This is a genomic window from Streptomyces cavernicola (genome assembly GCF_029968035.1).
Taxonomy (GTDB): Bacteria; Actinomycetota; Actinomycetes; order Streptomycetales; family Streptomycetaceae; genus Streptomyces; species Streptomyces cavernicola.
On the sequence record NZ_JASCIQ010000050.1, the window covers coordinates 43176 to 57420 of the forward strand.

Sequence of the window (14245 nt, forward strand, 5' to 3'; positions counted from 1 at the left end):
TCCCCCTGCGCGCCCGCCGTGCCGTTCAGATTCCGGAGAATAGGACGGCTACGCGGACGGGGAGAGAGGATCGGAGCATTCCGCGGCTTATGCGACCGCGGATTCGCACCATCGGGTGACGGGGCCGCACGGATACCCACAGCGCGCCCCGGAGAGCCTCAACTCTCCGTGACCGAACCGGAGTTCAGGATTCCTGAGGCGAGGGGGAAGCGGTGGAGCGGCGCTGCGCGACCGGCTCCTGCGGCTCGGGCGGGGCGGCGGTCAGGTCGTGCTCGGGCACGGCCTGGCCGGCGCGGATCAGGTCGATCCGGCCCATCACCTTGGCGCGCAGGTCCGTGGGCACGTCGTCGTGTCCGCAGCACCTCTTGACCAGCTTCTTCACGGCCTGCTCCAGGCCGTACTTCTCCAAGCACGGGGAGCACTCCTCGAAGTGCGTCTCGAACTTGGTGCAGTCGCTGTCGGGCATCTCGTGGTCCAGGAACTCATAGAGATGGTCCAGGACCTCAGAGCAGTCCGTCTCGTGCGGCTCTCCGCAGCTCATGAGCCTGAGCCTTTCGTTCCGTTCGACGACTCCGTCGCGCCGGTAGCGGCGCCCGCGGGCACGAGGCCGCGGTCCTTCGCGTAGTCCTCGAGCATGCCGCGCAGCTGTCGCCGGCCGCGGTGCAGCCGGGACATGACCGTACCGATGGGGGTTCCCATGATGTCCGCGATCTCCTTGTACGCAAAGCCCTCGACGTCCGCCAGATAGACGGCGATTCGGAACTCCTCGGGGATCGCCTGCAGGGCATCCTTCACATCCGAGTCGGGCAACCGGTCGAGCGCCTGCGACTCGGCGGAGCGCAGACCCGTCGACATGTGCGACTCGGCACGCGCCAACTGCCAGTCCTCGATCTCCTCGGCAGCGCTGCGCTGGGGCTCGCGCTGCTTCTTGCGATACGAGTTGATGAACGTGTTGGTGAGGATGCGGTAGAGCCACGCCTTGAGATTGGTGCCCTCACGGAACTGGTGGAAGGACGCGTACGCCTTCGCGTACGTCTCCTGCACCAGGTCCTCCGCGTCCGCGGGGTTGCGCGTCATCCGCAGCGCGGCCGAGTACATCTGGTCGAGGAACTCGAGCGCGTCGCGCTCGAAGCGGGCGTTGCGCTCGGTAGAGGTCTCCTCCACCGTCTCCTGCGCACGGCCCTCGTCGGTCCCAGTGACCTGACCCACCTCCTCCAGCGACGGGGCGGGATCGAGGCCGACCCCGCTCGAATCGGAGGATAGACGACGATCCGGTCCGCCCGCCGCCCGAATAGGGGCGGTCTTGGCCGCAGCCAGCATCGACCTTCCCAGGTCAGCGGCGCTGGCGCGGCTCGGGCAGGCGATCGAACCCATGCGGCGGACTCCCTCACACTCTGCTGCGTATCTGACTGACGTCCGCCACAACAGCACGCAGCGCCGCAACATTCCCGGCGCCGTCCCGCCGAGCCCGAAGTCCCTTGCCCCGGGCGGCTACCCCCGAAGTCCCTTGACCCAGGCGGCGACCGCGTTCGTGATCAGCGCCACGGCCTCCTCCTGCCCGATCTCCGCCCGCTTCGGCACGGCGAAGCCGTGATCGCCGTACGGCACTTCCACCAGCTCGTACGAGCCGTCCTCCGGGAACTCCGCGGGCTTGCCGAAGGGATCGTTGCCGCCCTGCACGACCAGCGTCGGCACTCCGCTGTCGAGCAGCTCCTCGGCCCGCGACTTCTCCGGCTTGCCCGGCGGGTGCAGCGGGAAGCTCAACGCGAGCACCGCGTGCGCGCCCAGCTCCTTCGCCGTACGGCAGGCCACGCGCGCGCCCGCGCTGCGGCCGCCGGCGATCACGGGCAGGCCCGGCTCCCGCAGCGCGGGCCAGAGCGCCCGCCAGCCGGTGTCGAGGGTCTTCGGGGCGGGGGCGACCTTCTTCCCGGCCACTCGCCAGGGCTGCTCCACGAGGGCCACGGTCACGCCCTGTGCGGGCAGTTCGGCGGCGAGCGCCTGCAGGTCACGTGCCTCGATGCCGCCGCCGGCGCCGTGGCTGACGGCGAGGACTAGCTGCGCCTTCTTGCCGGGGAACCAGGTGATCCTGGCCGGGCCCGCCGGGGTGTCTACGGTCTGCGTCTTGGCCATACGCCCATCCTGCCGCGCGTGGAGGGGGTTTTCCTCGCTCACCGGGCGGCCCCCTATAAAGAGCTGGATAGAGCGCGACACATAGAGCCGGACAGAGCGCGTTATGGAGCGCTTCCCAGAGAGCGCGCCCTAGAAGAGCGTCCCTTCCTCCGGGCCCTCCAGCTCCTTCAAGAGCTCGGGCCCGTTGTTGCGGACGTTGCTCACCGCCGTCGACACCGGGTACGCCCGCATCAGGCCCTCCGGCGGCGGGACGAGGAGCGAGCGGAGGTCCTCCACGTCGGTGTGCCGGGGGTCGAGCCACGCGTCCCAGCGGTCCGGGGTCAGCATCAGCGGCATCCGCGGGTGGATGTCCGCGAGCGCCTGCGGGCCCTCCGCGGGAGCGACGCCGAGGGGGCCGGTCTCCGCCTCCGTGGTGATCACCGAGCACGTCACCCACCAGGCCTGCGGGTGGTCGTCCGGCAGCGTGCGGTCGCGCCAGAACTCGTACAGGCCGGCCATCGCGAAGACCGAGCCGTCGGCCGGGGTGACGAAGTAGGGCTGCTTGCGCGGGCGCTTCTTCTTGCCCTCGACCTCCAGGTCCCGCTCGGCCGCTCCGGTCACCCACTCGTAGTAGCCGTCGGCCGGGAGGATGCAGCGGCGGGCGGCGAAGGCCCTGCGGTAGGCGGGCTTCTCGTGCACCGTCTCCGCGCGTGCGTTGATCATCCGGGCCGCGCCCTCGGGCGACTTCGCCCAGGACGGCACGAGCCCCCACTTCAGGGTGCGCAGCTGGCGAACCGGAGTGCGGTCGGCTGCGTCTTTGAGGGGACGGTCGAGGACCGCGTAGACGTCCTTGGTCGGGGCCACGTTGTAGTCGGCGGCGAGCGCCTCCTTCGGCTCCCACTTCTCGACCTCGAAGACGTCTGCGAGATCCCCGGGCCCACGACTGGATGAATACCGTCCGCACATACGTGCCACACTGCCAGATCGCCGCACCGAGACGGGAGCCTGTTCCGCGTATGCACACCACCTCAGCCACGGCCGCCGACCTGTGGGACCGCGTCTTCGGCACGCAGCCGGACCCGGACCTGTGGCTGGTGATCGCCACGGCGGTGGCCGCCCTCGCCGTTGTCGTACCGCACGGCCTCTGGCGGCTCAGCCGCAACGCCATCACCATCGCGCACGAGGGCGGTCACGGGCTGGTCGCCCTGCTCACCGGCCGCAAGCTCGACGGGATCCGGCTGCACAGCGACACCTCGGGCCTGACCGTCAGCCGCGGCAAGCCCACCGGGATCGGCATGATCCTGACCGCCGCCGCGGGCTACACGGCCCCGCCGCTGCTCGGCCTCGGGGGCGCCTGGCTGCTCGCCGCGAACCACATCACGCTGCTGCTCTGGCTGGCGACGGCCCTGCTCGTCGCCCTCCTCGTGATGATCCGCAACGCCTACGGCGCGGTCTCCGTGCTCGTCACCGGCGGCGCGTTCGTGCTGATCTCCTGGCTCGCCGCCCCCGAGGTGCAGGCCCTGTTCGCGTACGTCGTGGTCTGGTTCCTGCTGCTCGGCGGGGTGCGCCCGGCCTTCGAGCTGCAGGGCAAGCGGCGGCACGGCGGGGCCCCGGACTCCGACGCCGATCAGCTCTCCCGGCTCACGCACGTCCCGGCCGGGCTCTGGCTGTTCCTCTTCCACGCCGTCTCGCTCTGCTCGCTGCTCGGCGGCGGACGCTGGCTGCTCGGACTGTGAGACGCCTCTGACCTGGGGCGGTACGGCTCCTCGGCCGGTGCGCGCGAGTTATCCACAGGCAAAATCCCGGCGCGAGCTCAGCGATTAAAGTGTGGGCATGACCGAGAACGCCGCGCACAACGCCCTCTGGCCCGCCCCGACCGCAAGCGGAGCCGTCGACGCGACCGTCCACGTGCCCGGCTCCAAGTCGGTCACCAACCGCGCCCTCGTCCTGGCCGCCCTCGCCGCGGAGCCGGGCGTCCTGCGCCGCCCGCTGCGCTCCCGCGACACCCTCCTGATGGCGGCCGCGCTGCGCTCCATCGGCATCGACATCGCGGAGGAGACGGACGCCGACGGCGCCGAGGCCTGGCGCGTCACCCCCGCCCCCCTGAAGGCCCCGGCCACGGTGGACGTGGGCAACGCGGGCACGGTCATGCGCTTCATGCCCCCGGTCGCGGCGCTCGCCGACGGCCCGGTGCGGTTCGACGGCGACCCGAGGTCGTACGAGCGCCCGCTGCACGGCGTGATCGACGCCCTGCGCGCGCTCGGCGCGGAGATCGACGACGAGGGCCGCGGCTCCCTCCCCATGACGGTGCACGGCAGCGGTGCCTTCAAGGGCGGCCGGGTCGAGATCGACGCGTCCTCGTCCTCGCAGTTCGTGAGCGCGCTGCTGCTCTCCGCGCCGCGCTTCGAGGAGGGCGTGGAGGTGCATCACGTCGGCAGCAGCCTGCCGTCCATGGCGCACATCAGGATGACGGTCGACATGCTGCGCGAGGTCGGCGCCCAGGTGGAGGAGCCGGAGTCGGGCGGCGAGCCGAACGTCTGGAAGGTCGCCCCGGGCGAGCTGCGCGGCCGTGACCTGACCATCGAGCCGGACCTCTCCAACGCCCAGCCGTTCCTGGCGGCGGCCCTGGTCACCGGCGGCAGCGTCACCATCCCCGACTGGCCGGAGCGCACCACGCAGCCCGGCGACCAGCTGCGCGAGATCTTCACGGCGATGGGCGGCAGCTGCGAACTGACCGAGAAGGGCCTGGAGTTCACCGGCTCCGGCAAGATCCACGGCATCGACGTGGATCTGAGCGAGGTCGGCGAGCTCACCCCGGTGATCGCCGCCGTCGCCGCGCTCGCGGACGGCCCGTCGACGCTGCGCGGCGTGGCCCACCTGCGGCTGCACGAGACGGACCGCCTGGCCGCGCTCACCAAGGAGATCAACGGCCTCGGCGGTGACGTCACCGAGACCGCGGACGGTCTGCACATCCGCCCCCGCGCGCTGCACGGCGGCACGTTCCACACGTACGACGACCACCGCATGGCGACGGCGGGCTCGGTGATCGGGCTCGCGGTCGAGGGCGTGCAGATCGAGAACGTCGCGACGACGGCGAAGACCCTGCCGGACTTCCCCGACATGTGGACGAAGATGCTCGGGAACCGGCAGGGATAAGGCACCGCGATGCGCCGCTACGGCAAGAACCCCGACGAGGACGACATCCGGGTCCGCCCCAACCGCAAGGGCAACCGCCCCCGAACCCACATCAGGCCCAAGCACGAGGACGCAGCCGAGGGCATGGTCCTCACCGTGGACCGGGGGCGCCTGACCTGCCTCGTCGAGGACCGGGTCGTGATGGCGATGAAAGCCCGCGAGCTGGGCCGCAAGGCGGCGGTGGTGGGCGACCGGGTCGCGGTCGTCGGAGATCTGTCCGGCAAGAAGGACACCCTGGCCCGCATCGTCCGCATCGAGGAGCGCTCCTCGGTCCTGCGCCGCACGGCGGACGACGACGACCCGTACGAACGCGTGGTGGTCGCCAACGCCGACCAGCTCGCGATCGTCACCGCCCTCGCCGACCCCGAGCCGCGCCCCCGTTTGATCGACCGCTGCCTGGTCGCGGCGTACGACGCGGGGCTGGAACCCCTCCTCGTCCTCACCAAGTCCGACCTCGCCCCGGCCGACAAGCTCCTGGAGGCCTACGGCGCCCTGGACTTCCCGTACGTGGTGACCAGCCGCGAGGAGCTGGCGCACGGTGAAGCGGCGGACCGGGTGCGGGAGTTGCTCGACGGACACGTCACGGCGTTCGTCGGCCACTCCGGCGTGGGCAAGACGACGCTGGTCAACGCCCTGGTGCCCGAGGATCGTCGGCGTACGACCGGCCATGTCAACGCCGTCACGGGCCGCGGCCGGCACACGACGACGTCGGCGCTCGCGCTGCCCCTGACCGACGCCGAGGGCTGGGTGATCGACACCCCGGGCGTGCGTTCCTTCGGCCTGCACCACGTCGACCCGTCCCGTGTCATCCACGCCTTCCCCGACCTGGAGCCGGGCACGGCGGAGTGCCCGCGCGCCTGCAGCCACGACGAGCAGGACTGCGCGCTCGACGCGTGGGTGGAGGAGGGGCACGCCGACCCGGCCCGGCTGTACTCGCTGCGGCGGCTGCTCGCCACCAGGGAGCGGCGCGAGGGGGACTGACGTCGCGGTGGTTTGCCACGTGGGCCGAACAGTGCATGCATAATCGCACCGAGCCGGACACCCGGCGCGTGAGCGGATAAAGCGGACACCGGGGCGCGGGCCACGCGGATCACCGGAACCGAGGCGCAGGAGGCGGACAACCATGGCGTGGCTGCTGGTCATCGTCGCCGGATTCCTGGAGACCGGCTTCGCGGTCTGCCTCAAGCTCTCGCACGGTTTCACCCGCCTCTGGCCGACGATCTCCTTCGCCGCCTTCGCGCTGAGCAGCTTCGGTCTGCTGACCCTCGCCCTGAAGCGCCTCGACGTGGGCCCGGCGTACGCGGTGTGGACCGGCATCGGCGCCGCGGGCACGGCGATCTACGGCATGGCCTTCCTCGGCGACGTGGTCTCCACGCTGAAGCTGGTCTCGATCACGCTGGTCATCGTGGGCATCATCGGACTCCAGCTCTCCGGCGGAGCACACTGACCCACCAACCCACCGCAGGCCCCTGACTCGTCGCCCCGGCACGGAAGTTCAGGACGAGCGCGGCGACGACGCGCGTACGCCGACCACATCCCGTACGAGCCCGGCCGCGCCGCGCTCCCCCGCCGGCGCGAGCAGGCACGACAGGGCCAGGCGGAGCGCCACCTCGCACTGCCACGCGAGGGCGGCGCGGTCGGCGGCGGTGGCCGCCGCAGGGGCGAGCGCGCCGACCGCGCGGTCGCGGATCAGGGCGACAACCTCGGCCGGCGAGGGCAGCGGCCCGTCCGCGCGCCGCTGGGCCGGGACCCGTGAGGTGGAGGGCACCGCGGCGAGCGTCGGCGCGGGCAGGCCCTCGGCCCTGTATCCGGTGAGCACGGCCCTGAGCAGCGGGTTCTCGCCCGCCCTCGTCACGGTCCAGTCGGCCGCGGCGGGCAGTCCGCCCTCGGTGAGGGCCCGTTCGAACCCGGCGAGATACGCGTCGGTCTCGCGGCGCACCAGCGACCGGGCCAGGCCGTCCTTGCTGCCGAACTCGTTGTAGAGGGTCTGCCGGGACACCCCGGCGAGCGCGGCGACGTCGACCATCCGCACCACCGGCCACGGCCTGCGCGCGAGCGACGCGCACGCCGCGTCGAGCAGGGACTCCCGCGCTGCCGACATCGTTGCCTCCCCGGCCGGGCGACGCCCCGGCGTAGGTTGCGGCTTCGTAGGCAGAGTTGACGCGGCCGTGCGCACTGTCAAGGGTCGGCGTGTGAGCCCGGTGCGCGTGGGCGCTACGGGACCGAGGGCCCTGTGGTCCCGCTCGGGCTCGGTCGATACTGTTCGGTCATGCCCGACTATCTCGATGATCTGCGTCTCGCCCATGTCCTCGCCGACGCGGCGGACCGCGCGACCATGGACCGGTTCAAGGCCCTCGACCTGAAGGTCGAGACCAAGCCGGACATGACTCCGGTCAGCGAGGCGGACAAGGCGGCCGAGGAGCTCATCCGCGGTCAGCTCCAGCGCGCCCGCCCGCGCGACGCGATCCTGGGCGAGGAGTACGGCATCGAGGGCACGGGCCCGCGCCGCTGGGTGATCGACCCGATCGACGGCACGAAGAACTACGTACGCGGGGTGCCCGTGTGGGCCACCCTGATCTCCCTGATGGAGGCGGGCGAGGGCGGCTACCAGCCGGTCGTCGGCGTCGTCTCCGCCCCCGCGCTCGGCCGCCGCTGGTGGGCGGCGAAGGGCTCGGGCGCGTACACCGGGCGCAGCCTGACCTCCGCGACCAAGCTGCAGGTCTCGAACGTCACCAGCGTCTCGGACGCCTCCTTCGCGTACTCCTCGCTGAGCGGCTGGGAGGAGCAGGGCAGGCTCGACGGCTTCCTGGACCTGACGCGGGCCTGCTGGCGCACGCGCGGGTACGGCGACTTCTGGCCGTACATGATGGTGGCCGAGGGCTCGGTCGACATCTGCGCGGAGCCGGAGCTTTCGCTGTGGGACATGGCGGCCAACGCGATCGTCGTGACCGAGGCGGGCGGCAGCTTCACCGGGCTCGACGGCACCCCGGGCCCGCACAGCGGCAACGCTGCGGCGTCCAACGGCCACCTGCACGATGAGCTGCTCGGGTACCTCAACCAGCGGTACTGACCGCCTGGAGCTCAGTCGGCAGCACTGCGGCGACGGGGCGAGGGCGCGGACCGCGCGCCCTCGACTGGCCCCGCGCTCCCTCTTGTTGACCCTCCTTTGACCTGCCACCCTGAGAGTCCCCCCACTTGTGAACTTGTGAATCGTTTCTCTTTGAAGGGCGAATCACTTGTCGCATCCCTCAGGAGGTGGCTTCAGCCCATGCTCGTCCGCGACGCCATGAGCACGATGGTCCTCACGATCGGACCCGACCACACCCTCCGCCAGGCCGCCCGGCTGATGTCCGCCCGCCGGGTCGGCGCAGCGGTCGTCCTCGACACCGACGCGGGCGGCGTCGGCATTCTCACCGAGCGCGACATCCTCAACTCCCTCGGCGCGAACCAGGACCCGGACCAGGAGACCGCGGGCGCCCACACCACGACCGACGTCGTCTTCGCCGCACCGTCGTGGACCCTGGAGGACGCGGCCGACGCCATGGCGCACGGCGGCTTCCGGCACCTGATCGTGCTCGACGGCCGCGAGCCGGTCGGCATCGTCTCGGTGCGCGACATCATCCGCTGCTGGGCCCCGCGCCACCGCCACGCGGGCGCACTGCAGACCTGAGCCCCCAAGCTCTGCAGACCTGAGCCCCCGAGAACGCGCGCAGCACGAACCAGGAAAGCCCGAAGGGCCGGACCCCCGCAGGGATCCGGCCCTCAGGCCTGCGGCAAACGGCCGGGTCAGCCGCGCAGGGCCTGGACCGCGGCGTCCAGCCGCTTGCCGAAGTCTCCGTCCGCCCGACGGAAGTTCTCGATCGCGCGCTCGGCGATGTCGTCGCGCGAGACCTTGGCGATGAAGCCGGCCAGGTTGCCCACCAGACGGCCCTTCTCGTCCTCGGACATCAGGCGGTAGAGGTCGCCCGCCTGCACGAAGTCGTCGTCCTCGGCGTGCACGGCGGCCGCGTGGTTGCCGGTGCCGCCGGTCACCGCGCTCGACACCCACAGCGGGCGGTCGGTCTGGCGCGGGCCGCCGAAGGAGTTCGGCTCGTAGTTCTTCGCGCCCTTGTGGCGGCCGTCGTAGAGGAAGCCGTCCCGGGAGTTCGTACGCGCCTCGGTGGCGTGCGGGCGGTTCACCGGCAGGTGGTCGGCGTTGATGCCGACGCGGTAGCGGTGCGCGTCGCCGTACGCGAAGAGGCGGCCCTGGAGCATCTTGTCCGGGGACGGGCCGATGCCCGGCACGAAGTGCGCGGGGCTGAAGATCGACTGCTCGACCTCGGCGAAGATGTTCTCCGGGTTGCGGTTGAGCTCCAGCTTGCCGATCTCGATCGGCGGGTAGTCCTCGTGCGGCCAGACCTTGGTGAGGTCGAAGGGGTTGAAGCGGTACTCGGCCGCCTCCGCCGCCGGCATGATCTGGACCTGCACCGTCCAGGTCGGGAACTCGCCGCGCTCGATGGACTCGCGCAGGTCGCGCTGGTGGGAGTCGGGGTCCTCACCGGCGAGCTTCGCGGCCTCCTCCGAGGTCAGGTTCTTGATCCCCTGGTCGGTCTTGAAGTGGTACTTGACCCAGAAGACCTCGCCGGCCTCGTTGTTCCACTGGAAGGTGTGCGAGCCGTACCCGTTCATGTGGCGGTACGAGGCGGGGATGCCGCGGTCGCCGAAGAGCCAGGTCACCTGGTGCGTGGCCTCGGGCGACAGGCCCCAGAAGTCCCAGACGTTGTCAGCCTCCTGCGAGCCGGTGTACGGGTCGCGCTTCTGGGTGTGGATGAAGTCCGGGAACTTGATGGCGTCCTTGATGAAGAACACCGGGGTGTTGTTGCCGACGAGGTCGTAGTTGCCCTCCTCGGTGTAGAACTTCAGCGCCCAGCCGCGCGGGTCGCGCACCGCGTCGGCCGCACCGAGGTTGCCCGCCACGGTCGAGAACCGCAGGAACGTCTCGGTCTGCTTGCCGACCTCGGAGAGGAACTTCGCCCGCGTGTACTTCGTCACGTCCGCGGTCACCGTGAAGGTGCCGTAGGCCCCCGCACCGCGGGCGTGCACGATCCGCTCCGGGATGCGCTCGCGGTTGAAGTGGGCCAGTTTCTCCAGGAGCAGCTGGTCCTGGACGAGCACGGGCCCGCCGACGCCGGCCGTCTCACTGTTCTGGTTGTCGGCGACCGGCGCACCGGCCTCCGTGGTCAGCGGTCCCTGCGTCACGTGCGCCTCCTGCGTCATTCCCGGCAGTTCCTGTCCCTTGGCCATCGCTGCACTCGATCCTACAATGGACATTGTCTAAGTCAAGCAAGCATCTACTTCGAGTAGCTATCCACATTCGGTAGCCATCCAGACTCACACCCCGTCGGGACTTGGGTCCCTTGACTGTTAGGCTGGCCCTCATGAGTGACCTGCTGGAAAGACTTCGCGGACGCGGCTGGCGCATGACCGCCCAGCGGCGCGTCGTGGCCGAGGTCCTCGACGGGGACCACGTGCACCTGACGGCTGATGAGGTGCACGCCCGAGCAGTGGCGAAGCTCCCGGAGATCTCCCGGGCCACCGTCTACAACACCCTGGGCGAGCTGGTGACCCTCGGCGAGGTGCTGGAGGTCTCCACCGACCGCAGGGCGAAGCGGTACGACCCGAACGCCCACCGCCCCCACCACCACCTGGTCTGCGCCCAGTGCGGCGCGATCCGGGACGTGCACCCCTCGGGCAACCCGCTGACCGACCTGCCCGACTCGGAGCGCTTCGGCTTCACGGTCTCGGGCGTCGAGGTCACCTACCGCGGCACCTGCCCGACCTGCGCGGCAGCCTGACCCACACGTCGAGCGAGGCCCCCGGCACCTGACAAGGCGCCGGGGGCCTCGCCGTTGCGCACTCACCGCCGCGTACTCGCCGTTGCACGTTCAGCCGCCTCGTACCGCACCCCTTCCACAAACTGACGGGTCGTCATATTCTCTGCCGCGCCCCTTCCGCCGCAGAGCACCACAGGAGCAACCGTGGGAGACGATCCGCACCCGACCCCACCCCCCAAACTCCACGCCACCCGCCTGACCCGCGCCTTCGGCCGCGGCAGCAAGCGGGTCGACGCGCTCGGCCCCGTCGAACTCGACGTCGCGCCCGGCGAGTTCACCTGCATCGTCGGCCCGTCCGGCTGCGGCAAGTCCACGCTGCTGCGCATCGCCGCAGGCCTCCTCCGCCCCAGCTCGGGCCGCCTGGAGATACGCACGGACTCCGCACGCCCAGCCGCGATGATCTTCCAGGACTACGGCATCTACGACTGGAAGACGGTCCTCGCCAACGTCCGCTTCGGCCTCGACATCCAGCGCGTCCCCCGCAAGGAGGCCGACGCCCGCGCCCACGCCCTGCTCGCCCGTATGGGCCTCGCCGACTTCGCGCAGGCCTACCCGAGCGCGCTCTCCGGTGGGATGCAGCAGCGCGTCGCCATCGCCCGCGCACTCGCCGTCGAACCGGAGATCCTGCTGATGGACGAGCCGTTCGCCGCCCTGGACGCCCAGCTGCGCACGATCCTCCAGGACGAGCTGCTCGAACTCACCCAGGCGACCCGCACCACCACCCTGTTCATCACCCACAGCCTCGAAGAGGCGATCGTCCTCGGCGACCGGGTCCTGGTGATGTCCTCGCGCCCCGGCCGCATCATCGCCGAACGCCGCCCGCCCTTCGCCCGCCCGCGCACCGGAGACATCCGCGACTCCCCCGAATTCACCGCGCTCAAGGGCGAGTTGTGGGAACTCCTGCGCGGCGAGGTACGCCCGGAGGTGGTGCCCGTATGACCACCACGACCAAGGCGCCCCAGCCCGACCTGCTGGTCAGAGAGCCGGGACCGCAGGAACTCGACCCGGCCCGCACCCACCGCCGCAGGCGCACCCTCGAAATCTCCCTCGCGGTCGCCGTCCCCGCGGTCCTGCTCCTCCTCTGGCAGCTCGCCGCCGTCCAGGGCTGGATCGACGACCGCATCTACCCCGCGCCGCAGACCATCCTGGAGGACGGCGTCGAGCGCGCGGCCGCCGGCGAGCTGTGGCCCGACGTGTGGGCCACCCTGAAGCGCGTCCTCGCCGGATACGCCGTCGGCACCGTCAGCGGCTACGCCCTCGGCCTGCTCATGGGCTCGCTCTCGCTGGTACGAGCCGCCCTTGAGCCGCTGCTCGACGCCCTCTACGTCGTACCGAAGCTCGCGCTCCTGCCGATCTTCCTCAACATGTTCGGCCTCGGCGAGGGCCCGCAGATCGCCCTGGTCGCCGCGACCGTGTTCTTCTTCGTGTGGATCTCCACCATGGCCGCCGTGCTCGCCGTCCCGACCGGGCACCGCGACGCCGGCCAGGTCTTCGGCGCGACGCCCTGGCAGATGTTCCGGCACGTCCTGCTGCCCGCCTCGCTGCCCGCGGTCCTGGTCGGCGCGCGGATCGCGGCGGGCGTGGCCGTCCTGGTGATCGTCGCCTCGGAGTCCATCGCCGCCGACGAGGGCCTCGGCCACCTGATCTTCGACTCCAGGGCGCTGTTCCAGAACGACATCATGTTCGTCGGCATCGTCTGCGTCGCCGTCCTCGGCGTCCTCTTCTCCGAACTGGTGCGCCTCGTCGGCCGGTTGCTCACCCCCTGGGCCCCGCGCGACCACGGCCGCGGCCAGTCCTGAACCACTCACGCCCCGACGGAGGCCCTCTCCATGCACACCCGCGTACGTACGAGAAAGACCTGGCCCACCGCGCTCCTCGCCGCGACCCTGCTCGCCACGGCCACCGCCGGCTGCGCGAAGGAGGACGATCCCAAGGCCACCGCCGACCCGGCGAAGGCCCGCACCATCAAGCCCGTCGAAGGCTGCGCCGAGAACGGCTGGACCGACCCGGCAGACCTCGCCCCCGACCGCGCACCCGCCCGCTGCGACAAGGGCGCCCCCGCCCCGCAGAAGCTGAAGAAGAAGCGCAAGATCACCGTCGCCACCGGAACCGTCAGCGCCGAATACGTCGCTCCGCTCCAAATGGCCGTCGAGAAGGGCGAGTTCGCGAAGGAGGGCCTGGACGTCGAGGTCAAGGTCCTGCCCACCCCGGACGCCCTGCCGCTGCTCGCCAAGGGCGACATCGACGCCCAGTGGGCCGCCCCCGAGGCCGCCGTGATGAACGGCATCAACGGCGGCTTCACCATCAAGTGGGTCGCGTCCAACTACTCCTCCGACCCGAAGTCCCGCAGCGGCCTGTGGGTGCGCCTCAAGGACGGCCAGTCCGCGAAGCACGTGCCGATGGCCGGCCGCACGCTCGGCACGATGATCGGCAAGGGCTCGGTCATCGCGTACCCGATGAGCAAGGCCCTGAAGAAGCACGGCGGCGGCCTCGACAAGGTCGACTTCCGCCAGCTCGGCTCCGCCGACGTCCTGACCGCCCTGCAGAACGGAGGCGTCGACTCCGCCTGGCTGCTCGACCCGGTCTGGCGGAAGGTCGACGGCGACGAGAAGTACGCGTTCCTCGGCGGCCAGCCGCAGGGCGAGCCCCTGGGCGGCCTGCTCTTCGGCCCGAACCTGCTGCAGCGGGACCCGGACGCCGGCGTCGCCTTCCTGCGCGCGTACATCAGGACCGTGAACACGTACTTCGCGGGCGACTACAAGAAGGACCCCGGCTTCGTCACCGAGCTCGCGAAGCTGCTGAAGATCGAGGAGTCCGTGCTCAAATCGACGCCCTCGCTCCGCATGGACTGGGAGATCCGCTCCGGCACCACGGACCGGCTGCAGGCCGCGTACCGCGAGGCGGGCGTCGCCGAGGGCAAGCCCGTCCCGGAGAAGAAGGCGGTGGACCGCAGGCTGTACGCGGAGGCGGTGGGCCACAAGCCCTAGCCCTAGCCCTAGCCCTAGCCCTAGCCCTGGCCCTGGCCCTGGCTCCGGAGACATGCACACATGCCGAAGGCCCGGATCCTG

The 14245-nt window shown here is 71.1% G+C and carries 16 protein-coding genes; 10 read left to right on the forward strand and 6 right to left on the reverse strand.

From position 1 onward, the window contains the following. Nucleotides 1-184: 184 nt before the first annotated feature. The 4 genes from rsrA to QIS96_RS33380 form a co-directional block, all read right to left on the reverse strand. Entirely contained in the window at nucleotides 185-541 is a 357-nt protein-coding gene (gene rsrA / locus QIS96_RS33365) for a mycothiol system anti-sigma-R factor (RefSeq protein WP_282546570.1), read from the reverse strand. Continuing rightward, a complete protein-coding gene (locus tag QIS96_RS33370) occupies nucleotides 538-1209 on the reverse strand; it encodes a sigma-70 family RNA polymerase sigma factor (protein WP_282546571.1) in 672 nt (223 codons plus the stop codon). The genes rsrA and QIS96_RS33370 overlap by 4 nt, the downstream gene beginning before the upstream one ends. A gap of 282 nt (nucleotides 1210-1491) precedes the next feature. Further along, nucleotides 1492-2130, reverse strand: coding sequence for an alpha/beta hydrolase family protein (locus QIS96_RS33375; protein ID WP_282546572.1), 639 nt, complete (start codon nucleotides 2128-2130; stop codon nucleotides 1492-1494). Nucleotides 2131-2259: 129 nt separating this feature from the next. Beyond that, a complete protein-coding gene (locus tag QIS96_RS33380) occupies nucleotides 2260-3075 on the reverse strand; it encodes an SOS response-associated peptidase (RefSeq protein ID WP_282546573.1) in 816 nt (271 codons plus the stop codon). A 50-nt stretch (nucleotides 3076-3125) separates the two neighbouring features. Here QIS96_RS33380 and QIS96_RS33385 point away from each other — a divergent pair, with 50 nt between their 5' ends. The 4 genes from QIS96_RS33385 (at nucleotide 3126) to QIS96_RS33400 (ending at nucleotide 6751) form a co-directional block, all read left to right on the forward strand. Further along, a complete protein-coding gene (locus QIS96_RS33385) occupies nucleotides 3126-3845 on the forward strand; it encodes a M50 family metallopeptidase (RefSeq protein WP_282546574.1) in 720 nt (239 codons plus the stop codon). A gap of 97 nt (nucleotides 3846-3942) precedes the next feature. Beyond that, on the forward strand, nucleotides 3943-5265 hold the full coding sequence (gene aroA, locus QIS96_RS33390) for a 3-phosphoshikimate 1-carboxyvinyltransferase (protein ID WP_282546575.1): 1323 nt from the start codon (nucleotides 3943-3945) through the stop codon (nucleotides 5263-5265). Between the two features lie 9 nt (nucleotides 5266-5274). Continuing rightward, on the forward strand, nucleotides 5275-6285 hold the full coding sequence (gene rsgA, locus QIS96_RS33395) for a ribosome small subunit-dependent GTPase A (protein ID WP_282546576.1): 1011 nt from the start codon (nucleotides 5275-5277) through the stop codon (nucleotides 6283-6285). 142 nt (nucleotides 6286-6427) lie between these two features. After that, nucleotides 6428-6751, forward strand: a complete 324-nt coding sequence (locus tag QIS96_RS33400) for a DMT family transporter (RefSeq protein WP_282546577.1) — start codon at nucleotides 6428-6430, stop codon at nucleotides 6749-6751. Nucleotides 6752-6799: 48 nt separating this feature from the next. Here the strand turns inward: QIS96_RS33400 and QIS96_RS33405 are convergent, their stop codons facing one another. Beyond that, nucleotides 6800-7405: a TetR/AcrR family transcriptional regulator gene (locus QIS96_RS33405; RefSeq protein ID WP_282546578.1), complete on the reverse strand. Its 606-nt coding sequence runs from the start codon at nucleotides 7403-7405 to the stop codon at nucleotides 6800-6802. A 168-nt stretch (nucleotides 7406-7573) separates the two neighbouring features. On the opposite strand from QIS96_RS33405, the gene hisN reads away from it, so the two are divergent. Together hisN and QIS96_RS33415 are read left to right on the forward strand one after the other, a co-directional pair. Continuing rightward, on the forward strand, nucleotides 7574-8374 hold the full coding sequence (hisN, locus tag QIS96_RS33410) for a histidinol-phosphatase (RefSeq protein WP_282546579.1): 801 nt from the start codon (nucleotides 7574-7576) through the stop codon (nucleotides 8372-8374). 198 nt (nucleotides 8375-8572) lie between these two features. Then, on the forward strand, nucleotides 8573-8974 hold the full coding sequence (locus QIS96_RS33415) for a CBS domain-containing protein (protein ID WP_282546580.1): 402 nt from the start codon (nucleotides 8573-8575) through the stop codon (nucleotides 8972-8974). A 116-nt stretch (nucleotides 8975-9090) separates the two neighbouring features. On the opposite strand, the gene QIS96_RS33420 is transcribed toward QIS96_RS33415, so the two are convergent. Further along, nucleotides 9091-10560 (reverse strand): catalase, encoded by a 1470-nt coding sequence (locus QIS96_RS33420; protein ID WP_282546590.1) that lies wholly within the window; start codon nucleotides 10558-10560, stop codon nucleotides 9091-9093. A gap of 161 nt (nucleotides 10561-10721) precedes the next feature. Here QIS96_RS33420 and QIS96_RS33425 point away from each other — a divergent pair, with 161 nt between their 5' ends. The 4 genes from QIS96_RS33425 (at nucleotide 10722) to QIS96_RS33440 (ending at nucleotide 14164) form a co-directional block, all read left to right on the forward strand. Next, complete coding sequence (locus tag QIS96_RS33425; protein ID WP_282546581.1) at nucleotides 10722-11138, forward strand: Fur family transcriptional regulator; 417 nt, start codon at nucleotides 10722-10724, stop codon at nucleotides 11136-11138. 183 nt (nucleotides 11139-11321) lie between these two features. Next, nucleotides 11322-12116, forward strand: a complete 795-nt coding sequence (locus QIS96_RS33430; RefSeq protein ID WP_282546582.1) for an ABC transporter ATP-binding protein — start codon at nucleotides 11322-11324, stop codon at nucleotides 12114-12116. Continuing rightward, a complete protein-coding gene (locus QIS96_RS33435; protein WP_282546583.1) occupies nucleotides 12113-12976 on the forward strand; it encodes an ABC transporter permease in 864 nt (287 codons plus the stop codon). Before QIS96_RS33430 ends, QIS96_RS33435 begins: the two co-directional genes overlap by 4 nt. Nucleotides 12977-13006: 30 nt before the next feature. Next, nucleotides 13007-14164: an ABC transporter substrate-binding protein gene (locus QIS96_RS33440; RefSeq protein WP_282546584.1), complete on the forward strand. Its 1158-nt coding sequence runs from the start codon at nucleotides 13007-13009 to the stop codon at nucleotides 14162-14164. Nucleotides 14165-14245: the final 81 nt, after the last annotated feature.

Coding starts and splice junctions, on each gene's coding strand:
- QIS96_RS33375 (WP_282546572.1), bottom strand. CDS start 2,130: ATGGCCAAGACGCAGACCGTAGACACCCCGGCGGGCCCGGCCAGGATC.
- QIS96_RS33400 (WP_282546577.1), top strand. CDS start 6,428: ATGGCGTGGCTGCTGGTCATCGTCGCCGGATTCCTGGAGACCGGCTTC.
- QIS96_RS33380 (WP_282546573.1), bottom strand. CDS start 3,075: ATGTGCGGACGGTATTCATCCAGTCGTGGGCCCGGGGATCTCGCAGAC.
- QIS96_RS33435 (WP_282546583.1), top strand. CDS start 12,113: ATGACCACCACGACCAAGGCGCCCCAGCCCGACCTGCTGGTCAGAGAG.
- QIS96_RS33415 (WP_282546580.1), top strand. CDS start 8,573: ATGCTCGTCCGCGACGCCATGAGCACGATGGTCCTCACGATCGGACCC.
- QIS96_RS33440 (WP_282546584.1), top strand. CDS start 13,007: ATGCACACCCGCGTACGTACGAGAAAGACCTGGCCCACCGCGCTCCTC.
- rsrA (WP_282546570.1), bottom strand. CDS start 541: ATGAGCTGCGGAGAGCCGCACGAGACGGACTGCTCTGAGGTCCTGGAC.
- QIS96_RS33405 (WP_282546578.1), bottom strand. CDS start 7,405: ATGTCGGCAGCGCGGGAGTCCCTGCTCGACGCGGCGTGCGCGTCGCTC.
- QIS96_RS33420 (WP_282546590.1), bottom strand. CDS start 10,560: ATGACGCAGGAGGCGCACGTGACGCAGGGACCGCTGACCACGGAGGCC.
- rsgA (WP_282546576.1), top strand. CDS start 5,275: ATGCGCCGCTACGGCAAGAACCCCGACGAGGACGACATCCGGGTCCGC.
- QIS96_RS33385 (WP_282546574.1), top strand. CDS start 3,126: ATGCACACCACCTCAGCCACGGCCGCCGACCTGTGGGACCGCGTCTTC.
- hisN (WP_282546579.1), top strand. CDS start 7,574: ATGCCCGACTATCTCGATGATCTGCGTCTCGCCCATGTCCTCGCCGAC.
- QIS96_RS33425 (WP_282546581.1), top strand. CDS start 10,722: ATGAGTGACCTGCTGGAAAGACTTCGCGGACGCGGCTGGCGCATGACC.
- aroA (WP_282546575.1), top strand. CDS start 3,943: ATGACCGAGAACGCCGCGCACAACGCCCTCTGGCCCGCCCCGACCGCA.